General features: G+C 77.0%; 3 protein-coding genes. All 3 read left to right on the top strand.

Going from position 1 to position 11,392, the window contains the following annotated elements:
- The first annotated feature begins 3 nt into the window (after positions 1-3).
- The 3 genes from ACFZBX_RS23115 to ACFZBX_RS23125 are packed head-to-tail and all read left to right on the top strand — an operon-like array spanning position 4 to position 11,373.
- Positions 4-4,677, top strand: coding sequence for a beta-ketoacyl synthase N-terminal-like domain-containing protein (locus tag ACFZBX_RS23115; protein ID WP_391535665.1), 4,674 nt, complete (start codon positions 4-6; stop codon positions 4,675-4,677).
- The gene (locus tag ACFZBX_RS23120; RefSeq protein ID WP_391535666.1) at positions 4,674-8,021 is read left to right on the top strand and encodes a type I polyketide synthase; all 3,348 of its coding nucleotides are present in this window, start codon (positions 4,674-4,676) and stop codon (positions 8,019-8,021) included. The genes ACFZBX_RS23115 and ACFZBX_RS23120 overlap by 4 nt, the downstream gene beginning before the upstream one ends.
- Positions 8,014-11,373 (top strand): amino acid adenylation domain-containing protein, encoded by a 3,360-nt coding sequence (locus ACFZBX_RS23125; RefSeq protein WP_391535667.1) that lies wholly within the window; start codon positions 8,014-8,016, stop codon positions 11,371-11,373. The genes ACFZBX_RS23120 and ACFZBX_RS23125 overlap by 8 nt, the downstream gene beginning before the upstream one ends.
- The last annotated feature ends 19 nt before the right edge of the window (positions 11,374-11,392 follow it).

The raw sequence follows: 11,392 nt of genomic DNA on the forward strand, positions 1-11,392 counted from the left end.
GCGATGACGGAGCAGCAGACGACGGCGCAGCAGACGACGGAGCAGCCGACCGCCGCCGCGCCCACCCCGCTGACCAGGGCGCTGGACACCGTCCGCAGGCTGCGGGCACAGCTGGACGCCGCGAGCGGCACCGGCCCGCTGGCCGTGGTCGGCATCGGCCTGCGGCTGCCGGGCGGCATCGCCGACCTGGACGGCTACTGGGCCGCGCTGGCCGGCGGCCGGGACCTCACCGGCCCGCTGCCGGCCGGGCGGCGCGGGCCGTTCGCCGCCGAGTGGGAGCGGCTGCCGCACACCGGCGGCTTCCTGGACGAGGTGATGGACTTCGACGCGGAGTTCTTCGGCATGGGTGCCGCGGAGGCGCGCGGGACCGACCCGCAGCAGCGGCTGCTGCTGGAGGTCGCCTGGGAGGCCCTGGAGAACGCGGCGCTGCCGCCGGACCGGCTGGACGCGGCCCGCACCGGGCTGTTCGTCGGGATCACCGGCCAGGAGTACTGGGACTGGCACCGAGGGGAGCTCGACACCCACTGGGCGGGCGGCAACGGCCACTGCTTCACGGTCGGGCGCGTCGCGTACGCGCTGGGGCTGGCCGGTCCGGCGATCACGGTGGACACCGCCTGCTCGTCCTCGCTGGTCTCGGTGCACCTGGCGCGGCAGGCGCTGGCCCGCCGGGAGTGCGACGTGGCGCTGGCCGGCGGGGTGAACCTGGTGCTGTCGCCGCGCGCCACCCGGCTGCACCGGCTGGCGGGCACGCTGTCGCCAGACGGGCGGTGCAGCCCGTTCGACGCCCGGGCGAACGGCTTCACCCGGGGCGAGGGCTGCGGCGTGCTGGTGCTCAAGCGGCTGGAGGACGCGCGGCGCGACGGCGACCGGGTGCACGCGGTGGTGCACGGCTCGGCGGTGAACCAGACCGGCCGCTCGACCGGCTTCACGGCGCCCAATGTGCTCTCCGAGGTGGCGCTGACCGGGGAGGTGCTGGCGGACGCCGGGCTCTCCCCCGCCGACATCGGCCTGGTGGAGGCGCACGGGACGGGCACCTCACTCGGGGACACCATCGAGATGGAGGCGATCGCCGCCGCGCTGGGCCGCCGCAACGGCGGGGCGGAACTGGCGGTCGGCTCGGTCAAGGGCAATCTGGGGCACCCGGAGTCCGCGGCCGGCGTGATCGGCCTGATCAAGGCGGTGCTCTGCCTGCGGCGGCGCGAGGTACCGCCGCTGGTCAACTTCGCCACCCTCAACCCGCTGATCGACCTGGACGGCACCGGCATCACCCTGCCGTCCGCGCTGCGGCCGTGGCCGGAGCGCGCCGGGCGGCACGCGCTGGTCAGCGCCTTCGGCATGGGCGGCACCAACGCCCAGGTGGTGCTCGGCGCGGCCGGGAACGACAGCGCCGCGCCGGCGGGGACGGTCGGCGGCTTCGAGGTGTCGGCCCGCACCCCGGAGGCGCTGGGCGCGCTGGCGGGCGCCCTGCACGGCCGGCTGGCCGGGCTGGCGGAGGCCGACTACCCGGCGTTCGCGTACACGGCCGGGGCCGGGCGGGCCCGGCACCGGCTGCGGGCCCGGATCACGGCCGCCGACCGGGCCGCCGCGCTGCGGGCGCTGCGCGCGCTGGCCGGGGGCGGCACACCGCCCGGGGTGGTGCTCACCGAACGGGGTTCCGACGAGGACGGCGCGGCACCGGCGCTGCCCCGGGCCGTCCTGGACCTGCCGAACTACCCCTGGCAGCGTAGCCGTTACGCCCCCGAACCGGCCGATGCGACGCCGCCGCCCGTCCCTGTGACGACGACCGGCGACGCGAGGGCCGACGCGGCGGGCGAAGACCGGCACGCCCTGTTCGCGCTGGAGTGGGCCGCCGCCGGGGACGGCGCCGCCGCTCCCCCGGCCGGCGCCCCCGGACGGTGGCTGCTGTTCGCCGACCGCACCGGCGTCACCGCGGCGCTGGGCGCCGAACTGGTCGCCCGGCGCGGCAGCTGGGTGACCGTCACCCCCGGTGACCGCTCCCGCCGGCTGGACCCGCTGCACTTCGAACTCGACCCGCGCCGCCCCGAGGACCTCACCGCCCTGCTCAAGGAGCTGCGCGCGGCGGGCGACGAGCCCTGGGCCGGGGTGGTCCACGCCTGGGGCCTGGACGCCGCCCCCGGCCCCCGGCCGGACGGCGCCGCGCCGTTCCCGCTCAGCGAGGAGCACGAGCAGGCCGTGCGTCCTGCCCTCCAACTGGTCCGCGAACTGGCCGACGAGGGCCTGCCCGGCACCCCGCGCCTCACCCTGCTGACCCGGGGCGCCCAGCGGGTCGGCGGGCGTGACCCCGCGCCCGACCCGGCCCAGGCGCTGCTCCGGGGCCCGGCCGCGGACGGACCCGGCGCGCCCCGCCCGCTGGTCGTCGACCTCGACCCGGACCCGGCCGGGGACGACGCCGCCCGGCTGCTGGACGTACTGCTGCGCCCCGCCGGGGAGCCGGCGGCCGCGCTGCGCGGCCCGGCCCGGTACGTCCCGGTGCGGGTGCCGCAGGACTCCGCCGACGGCACCGAACCCGGCTGGCAGCGGCGGCCGTTCGACCCCGAGGTGGACACCAACCACCGCATCCTGGCGGTCCGCCCCGGCCTGCTGGAGAGCCTGACGCCGACCCGCTGGGAGCGCGCCGCGCCCGGCCCCGGACAGGTGGAGATCGAGATCGCGGCGGCCGGGCTGAACTTCAGCGACGTGCTCAAGGCGATGGGCGCCTACCCGGGCGCCACCGGGAGCGCCCCGCTGGGCGTGGAGTGCGCGGGCCGGGTCAGCGCGGTCGGCGCGGGCGTCGACCGCTTCCGCGTCGGGGACCGGGTGATGGCCGTGGTGCCGTCCGCGCTGGCGGCGTACGCCACCACCGAGGCGCACCTGGTGGCGCCCCGGCCCGCGGCACTGGACGACGAGCAGGCGGCGGCCGTGCCGGTCGCCTTCCTCACCGCCGTCTACGGCCTCGACCACCTGGCCCGGCTGGGGGCCGGCGAGACGGTGCTGATCCACTCGGCGAGCGGCGGGGTGGGCCTGGCCGCGCTGGCGGTCGCCCGGCGCCGCGGGGCCCGGGTGTTCGCCACCGCCGGAACGCCGGAGAAGCGCCGCTTCCTGCGCGAACTCGGCGGCGTGGAGCGGGTGATGGACTCGCGCTCGACGGCCTTCGCCGACGAGGTCGCCGAGGCCACCGCCGGCCGCGGCGTCGACGTGGTGCTCAACTCGCTGACCGGGCAGGCGCTGCGGCGCGGGCTGGCGCTGCTGGCGCCGGGCGGGCGGTTCGTCGAGCTGGGCAAGCGCGACATCTTCGACGACAACCCGGTCGGTCTCGGCCACCTCAAGGGGAACCGGGCGCTGTTCGCCGTCGACCTCGACCACGCCTTCCACGCGCGGCCGCAGCTGCTCGCCGAGCTGTTCGCGGAGGTGGTGCGGGGCTTCGACGGCGGGGAGTTCGGGCCGCTGCCGGTCACCGTCCACCCGTTCGGCGAGGCCCGGGAGGCGTTCGCCGCGATGGCGCAGGCCCGGCACCTCGGGAAGCTGGTGCTGCGGCCGGGGCCGGCGCCGGAGATCGCCGTGCCGCCGAGCCCGGCGGTGGTCCGGGCGGGCCGGGCCGGCTACCTGGTGACCGGCGGGACGACGCCCGCCGCCCTCGCTGCGGCCGGGCGGCTGGCGGAGCTGGGCGCGCGCCGGATCGCCCTGGTCCGCTCGCCCGGCGCCGACGCCGGCCGGGCCGCCGAGGCGGTGGCGGGGCTGCGCGCCCGGGGCGTGGAGGTCACGCTGCCGGTCGCCGACCTGGCCCGGCCCGGGGAGGCCGCGGCGCTGCTGGCCGCACTGGCCGTGGCCGGGGTGGTGCACCTCGCCGGCGGCCCGGAGGACGGCGCCGCCGAGGACGACCCGCTGGGCGCCTCGGCGGCCCGGGCCGCCGAGGCCTGGCAGCTCCACCTCGCCGCGAGCGAGCGGGAGTTGGACTTCTTCGTGCTGTGCGACCCGGCCACCGGAGCGGGCCGCGAGAGCGCGCTCGGCGCCTGCCTGGACGCGCTCGCCGTGCACCGCCGGGCGCTCGGGCTGCCCGCGCTGAGCGTGGACGGCGAGGGCCTCGGCTCGCTCGCCCGGCTGCTGGGCAGCCCGGCCGCGATCGTCCGGGCGGCGGCGGCCGGGCCCGGCGCGCCGGACACCGGGTCCGACGGCGGGGCGGCGCTCCGCCGCCGGCTGCTGGCGGTCGAACCCGGTCGGCGCCGCCGGGCGCTGCTGGTGGCGCACTGCCGGGAGCTGGCGGCCCGGGTGCTCGACGGCCCCGGTGCGGACGCCGCCGCGATCGACGGCTCGGCGCCGCTGGCCGGTCTCGGCTTCGACTCCATGCGCACCCTGGAGCTGCGCTCGCGGCTGGAGCAGTCGCTGGGCGTGCCGCTTCCCGCCACCCTCGGGTGGCAGTACCCGACGCTGGACGCGCTGGTGCCGTTCCTCGCCGAGCGGATGGGCATCCCGCTGGAGGCCGAAACGTCCACACCGCCCGCCGCGGCCCCCGCCGAGGACCGGACCGCCCCCGCCACCGACCTCGACGGGCTCTCGGAGAGCGAACTCGAAGCCCTCCTCCTCACCAGGACCGAGCAGTTCGACGCAGACGCCCGCACCGACGCAGACGCCCGCACCGATGCCGACGCCCATCCGACCGACCGGGGACAGGGACGATGACCACACGCGACGACTCCACCCGGCCCGAAGCCACCGGGACCACCGTCACCGGAACCACTGCCACCGGAACCGCCGCGCCCGACGACCGGTCCGCGTCGATGACCGCGATGAAGCGCGCCCTTCTGACGATGGAGCGGATGCAGCACCGCATCGACGCCCACGAGCGGGCCCGCACCGAGCCGATCGCCGTCATCGGCGTCGGCTGCCGCTTCCCCGGCGGGGTGGGCGACCCGGACGCGTACTGGGAACTGCTCACCGCCGGCACCGACGCGATCGGCGAGATCCCGGCCGACCGCTGGGACGTCGACGCGCTCTACGACGAGCGCCCGCGCACCCCGGGCCGGCACAGCACCCGCTGGGGCGGCTTCCTGGACCGGATCGACCGCTTCGACCACGAGTTCTTCGGCATCTCCCGCCGCGAGGCGGTCTCCATGGACCCGCAGCAGCGCCTGGTCCTGGAGGTCGCCTGGGAGTCCCTGGAGGACGCCGGGCAGGCCCCGCACGCGCTGGCCGGCAGCCGCACCGGGGTGTTCCTCGGCATCTGCAGCAACGACTACGCGGGGCTGCTGTTCCGCGAGCCCGCCGACATCACCGCCCACGCCAGTACCGGCGTCGCCCACAGCATCGCCAGCGGCCGGCTCTCCTACCTGCTGGACCTGCGCGGGCCGAGCGTCTCGGTGGACACCGCCTGCTCCTCCTCGCTGGTCGCGGTCCACCAGGCGTGCCAGAACCTGCGCCTCGGCGAGTGCGACCTGGCGATGGCCGGCGGCGTCAACGCGGTCGTCTCCCCCGACGCGGCGATCTCCTTCTCGCAGTTCCCGGAGATGCTCGCCGACGACGGCCGCTGCAAGACCTTCGACGCGGCGGCCAACGGCTTCGTGCGCAGCGAGGGCTGCGGCGTGGTGGTGCTCAAGCGGCTCTCCGACGCGCGGCGCGAGGGCGACCGGGTGCTCGCGGTGATCCGCGGCTCGGCCGTCAACCAGGACGGGCGCAGCTCCGGCCTGACCGCGCCGAACGGGGCGGCGCAGCGCGAGGTGTTCCGCGGCGCGCTGGCCGCCGCCGGTGTCGGCCCGGAGCGGGTCGGCTACATCGAGACGCACGGCGCCGGCACCAGGCTGGGCGACCCGATCGAGGTGGCGGCGCTGGCCGAGGTCTACGGCCGCGCGGAGGGCGAGCCGCTCTACCTGGGCGCGGTGAAGACCAACCTCGGCCATCTGGAGGCGGCGGCCGGCATCGCCGGGCTGATCAAGGCCGTGCTCTGCGTGGAGCGCGGGCTGATCCCGCCGAACCTGCACTTCGGCGGGCTGAACCCGCACATCTCCTTCGACGGGACCGGCTTCGCGGTGCCGACCGGCCTCACCCCGTGGCCGGAGGGGGCGCAGCGGCGGGTGGCGGGGGTGAGCAGCTTCGGCTTCAGCGGCACCAACGCGCACCTGATCGTGGAGCAGGCGCCGGAACTCCCGGCGGCGGAGCCGGACGGCGCCCGCCCGCTCTCCGTGCTGGCGCTGTCGGCGAAGAGCGGCGGCGCGCTGCTCAAGCTGGCCCGCCGCTACCAGGACCGGCTTGCGGCGGCCGGTCCGCGGGCCGCGCCCGACCTGTGCTACTCCGCCAACACCGGCCGCTCGCACTTCCCGCACCGGCTCGCCGCGGTGGGCGCCACCGCCGGGGAGATCGCGGACCGGCTGGCGGACTTCGTCCGGGACGACCCCGGCGAGGGGCTGCACCTGGGCACGGCCCGGGGCGCCACCGCCGAGCCGGTCTTCCTGTTCACCGGCCAGGGTCCGCAACGCGCGGGCATGGCACGGCAGTTGTTCGAGACCCAGCCGTCCTTCCGGCGCACCCTGGAGCGCTGCGAGGAGATCCTGCGGGACGTGCTGCCGGCGCCGCTGCTCTCCGCCGTGTACCCCGCCTCGGCGGCGGACGGCGAGCTGATCAACACCATGGAGTACGCCCAGCCAGGCCTGTTCGCCGTGGAGTTCGCGCTGGCCGAGCTGTGGCGCTCCTGGGGCGTGGAGCCGGCCGCCGTGGTCGGGCACAGCCTCGGCGAGTACACCGCCGCCTGCTTCGCGGGCGCGATGCCGCTGGAGGACGGCCTGCGGCTGGTCGCCGAGCGGGGGCGGCTGCTCCAGCGGCTCGCCGAGTCCGGGGCGATGGCCGCGATCTCCGCCCCGGCGGAGGAGGTCGCCGCCGAACTCGCCGGCCATGACGCCGCCCTGGTCTCGGTGGCCGCCGTGAACGGCCCGGCGAACACCACCGTGTCCGGGGTGCGGGAGGTCGTCGACGCGGTCTGCGCGGCGTTCACCGCGCGCGGCGCCGAGGTGCGCCGGCTGCGGATCTCCACCTCCTCGCACTCCCCGCTGGTGGAGCCGGTGCTGGAGCCGCTGCGGGCGGCCCTGGAGAAGGTCTCCTTCGGTGCGCCGCGGCTGCCGCTGGTGTCCAATCTGACCGGCCGGGCCTGGCCGTGGGACCGGCCGCTGGACACCGGGTACTGGCTGGACCACGCGCGGCAGCCGGTGCTGTTCGCCGACGGGGTGCGCTCGCTGTACGGGCTGGGGTACCGGACCTTCCTGGAGGTCGGCCCGGCGCCGACCCTGCTGGGCCTGGTCCGCGAGGTGCTGACCGGCGACGACGTGCTGATGCTGCCCAGCCTGCGGCCCAAGTACGACGACTGGGAGATCCTGCTGGGCAGCCTCGGCCGGCTGTACACCGAGGGGGCGGAGGTCGACTGGGCCGCGTTCGACCGCGACTACGCGCGGACCCGCGCGCCGCTGCCGCACTACCCGTTCGCCGCCACCCGCTGCTGGCACGAGCCGAGCGGCGCGACCACCCCGGCCCGCCGGGTCCGTGGTGAACGCCCGGAGCGCCGGGAAGGCCCGGAGCGCCCGGAGCGGCGGCAGACGCCGCCCGGCGCGCCCGGCCGCGCCGCCGCGAGCGCGCTGCCGACCGCCGAGGAGCTGTTGCGCACCCCCGCCGAGGAGCGCGTCGAGGCCCTGGTGGCCGGGCTCACCGCCGGGGTGCGCACCGCGCTCGGCTCGCGCGCGGCCGCCGTGGACGCCGACGCGCCGCTGTCCGGCCTCGGGCTGGACTCACTGATGGCCGTGGAACTGCGCAACGAGATCCAGGGCCGGCTCGGCGTCAAGGTCACGGTCGCCGACTTCCTCAAGGGCGCGTCCGTGCGCAGCCTCGCCGAGCAGGTGGCCGGCGAGCTGGCGGCCGGCCCGGCGCCGGAGCGCGGCGAGGACTCCGCGACGATCCGCCGGGTGGCCCGCGCGGCCGACCGGGACGCCGAACTGCTCGCCCTGCTGGACCAGGTGACCGGGGAGAAGGAGCGGGCCGATGGCTGAGCTCGACGACCGGCTGGCCGCCCTGACCCCGGAGCAGCGGGCGCGCCTGGAGCGGCTGCTGGCCGAGAAGCGGGGCGCCGACCGGCTTACCGAGGCCGCCGCCGAGGACGTCTTCCCGCTCTCGGTCTTCCAGCAGGGCATGTGGTTCCTGGAACAGGTCCGCCCCGACAACCCGGCGTACGTGGTGCCGGGCGCGGTTCGGGTGCGCGGGCCGGTGGACGCCGGAGTCCTGCGCGCCGCGTTCACCGAGGTGGTCCGCCGGCACGAGGCGCTGCGCACCGGCTTCGGGCTGCGCGAGGGCCGCCCGGTCCAGCTGGTGCGGCCGGCGGCGGCGGCGGAACTGCCCGAGGTCGACCTGCGGGGCGCCGGGCTGACGGCGGCGGAGCTGGAGGCGCGGATCACCGAGGCGGCGATCGGCGAGCCGTTCGACCTGGAGGCCGGGACGCCGGTGCGGCTGACCCTGCTGCGTACGGCCGAGGACGAGTCGGTGCTGGTCCTGGCGCTGCACCACCTGGTCTCCGACCGCTGGTCGTTCTGGGTGCTGCTGTCCGAACTCGCCGCCCTGTACGCGGCGTTCGGCGAGGGCCGGCCCTCGCCGCTGCCGGAACTCCCGGTGCAGTACGCCGACTTCGCCGTCTGGCAGCGCGAGCGGCGGGAACAGGGCCACTGGGACGGGCAATTGGCGTACTGGCGGGAGCGGCTGGCCGGGGCGCCGGCCGCGCTGGAGCTGCCGACGGACCGGCCGCGGCCCGCCGTGCAGGGCTTCCGCGGCGGAGCGCTGCCGTTCGAGCTGCCGCAGCCGCTGATGCGGGAGCTCTCGGCGCTGGCCCACCGGCGCGGCGCGACCACCTACATGGCGCTGCTGGCCGTCTTCACCGTGCTGCTCGCCCGCTGCAGCCGGCAGCGGGACGTGGTGGTGGGCGTGCCGACCGCCGTCCGCGACCGGCCCGAACTGGAGCCGCTGATCGGCTACTTCGTCAACACCCTGCCGATCCGCACCCGGCTGGACGGCGAGCCGTCGTTCACCGAGGTGCTGGAGCGGGTCCGCGCCGCCTGCCTGGGCGCCTACGAGCACCAGGAGGTGCCGTTCGAGCTGGTGGCCGGGGAGCTGAACACGGCCCGTGACCTCAGCCGGCCGCCGGTGTACCAGGTGAGCTTCGCCTACGGCCGGGAGGCGGTGCCGGACCTCGCCCTGGGCGGCGCGAAGCTGGAACAGGTGCTGGTGCGCAGCGGCGGCGCCCGCTTCGACCTGGAGTTGCAGGCCTTCGACCGGGACGGCGGGCTGAGCGGCTGGTTCGAGTACGACCGCGACCTGTTCGACGAGTCCACCGTCGTCCGGCTGGCCGGGCACTTCCGCCGGCTGGCCGAGCAGGCGGTGGCCGCCCCGGACCGGCCGGTCGACGATCTTGAGCTGCTGACGGAGGGCGAACGGCGCCGCGTCGTCGAGGAGTTCAACGCCACCGCGCGGCAGTGGCCGGCCGGGGCGGGCTGGATCCACCAGGCCTTCGAGGAGCGGGCGCGACTGCACCCGGAGGCGGAGGCGCTGCGCTTCGAGGGGCGTTCGGTCGGCTACCGGGAGCTGGACCGGCGGGCCAACCGGCTGGCGCACCGGCTCCGCGGTCTGGGGGTGGGCCGGGACGTCGTGGTGGGCGTCGCCATGGAGCGCTCGCCGGAACTGGTGGTGGCGCTGCTGGCGGTGCTCAAGGCGGGCGGCGCCTATCTGCCGCTGGACCTGGAGCTGCCGGCGGCCCGGCTGGAGCACATGGCGCGCGATGCCCGGGTGCCGGTGCTGCTGACCCGGCGCGGGGTGCCGGCGGGACTGCCCGAGACCGGGGCCGAGGTGCTGGGCGTGCAGGAGTTCGAGGCCGCGCCGGGCGAGCTGCCGGACACCGCGCCGCAGGCCCGGGTCGGCGGTGAGGACCTCGCCTACGTCATCTACACCTCCGGCTCCACCGGAACGCCCAAGGGCGTGATGAACGTGCACGCGGCGATCCGCAACCGGCTGCTGTGGATGCAGGACGCCTACCGGCTGGACGCCACCGACCGGGTGCTCCAGAAGACGCCGTTCTCCTTCGACGTGTCGGTCTGGGAGTTCTTCTGGCCGCTGGCCGCCGGCGCGACCCTGGTGCTGGCCCGCCCGGGCGGCCACCGGGACCCGGGCTACCTGGCCCGGACGATCAAGGCCGAGCGGATCACCACGGTGCACTTCGTACCGTCGATGCTCCAGTTGTTCCTCCGGGAGCCGGTGGAGGAGTGCGTCGGCCTGCGCCGGGTGGTGTGCAGCGGCGAGGCGCTGCCGCGCGACCTCCAGGACCGCTTCCTGGCCCGCTGCGGGGCGCGGCTGTACAACCTGTACGGCCCGACCGAGGCGGCCGTCGACGTCACCCACTGGACCTGCCGCCCGGACGGCGACCCGGGCCGCCCGGTGCCGATCGGCCGGCCGATCGCCAACACCCGGGTCCATGTGCTGGACGCAGCGCTGCGCCCGGTGCCGGTCGGGGTGCCCGGGGAACTGCACATCGGCGGCCGGGGCCTGGCGCGCGGCTACCTGAACCGGCCGGAGCTGACCGCCGAGCGTTTCGTGCCGGACCCGTTCGGCCCGGACCCGGCGGCGCGACTGTACCGGACCGGGGACCTCGCACGGTTCCGCGAGGACGGCGCGGTGGAGTTCCTGGGCCGGCTGGACCACCAGGTGAAGCTGCGCGGCCTGCGGATCGAGCCGGGCGAGATCGAGGCGGCGCTCACCGCCCACCCCGGGGTGCGCGAGGCGGTGGTGACGGCCCGCAAGCGGCGGGCCGGGGACGTGCGGCTGGTCGCCCACCTGACGGCGGCCGGCGGCATCGAGCCGCCCGGGCCCGCCGAGCTCGCCGCCCATCTGCGCGAGCGGCTGCCCGAGTACATGGTGCCCGCCGCGTTCGCGGTGCTGGAGGCCCTGCCGCTCACCCCGAGCGGCAAGGTGGACCGGGCGGCGCTGCCCGAGCCGGACGACGGGCGTCCGCAGGCGGCGCCGTTCACCGCGCCCGGCACGGGACTTGAGCGCACGCTCGCCGGGCTCTGGCGCAAGGTGCTGGGGATCGAGCGGGTCGGCGCCCACGACAACTTCTTCGACCTGGGCGGGCACTCGCTGCTGATGGCCGAGCTGCGCTCGCTGCTCGCCGCCGACACCGGGCACCGGGTGTCGATGGTCGAGCTGTTCCAGCACCCGACGGTGGCCTCGCTGGCCGCCCATCTGGCCCGGTCCGCAGGGGAGCCGCCGGAGGCCCCCGGATCGGAGGCGCGCGAACGCGCGGAGCACCGACGCCGGGCCGGTGCCCGGCGGCAACAGGCGGCCGCGCGCCGCGCCCGGCCCTGAGGCAGCGATGAGCCCGAGA

This window comes from Kitasatospora sp. NPDC008115 (assembly GCF_042957205.1).
In the GTDB taxonomy this organism is placed as follows: domain Bacteria; phylum Actinomycetota; class Actinomycetes; order Streptomycetales; family Streptomycetaceae; genus Kitasatospora.

Coding starts and splice junctions, on each gene's coding strand:
- ACFZBX_RS23120 (WP_391535666.1), top strand. CDS start 4,674: ATGACCACACGCGACGACTCCACCCGGCCCGAAGCCACCGGGACCACC.
- ACFZBX_RS23115 (WP_391535665.1), top strand. CDS start 4: ATGACGGAGCAGCAGACGACGGCGCAGCAGACGACGGAGCAGCCGACC.
- ACFZBX_RS23125 (WP_391535667.1), top strand. CDS start 8,014: ATGGCTGAGCTCGACGACCGGCTGGCCGCCCTGACCCCGGAGCAGCGG.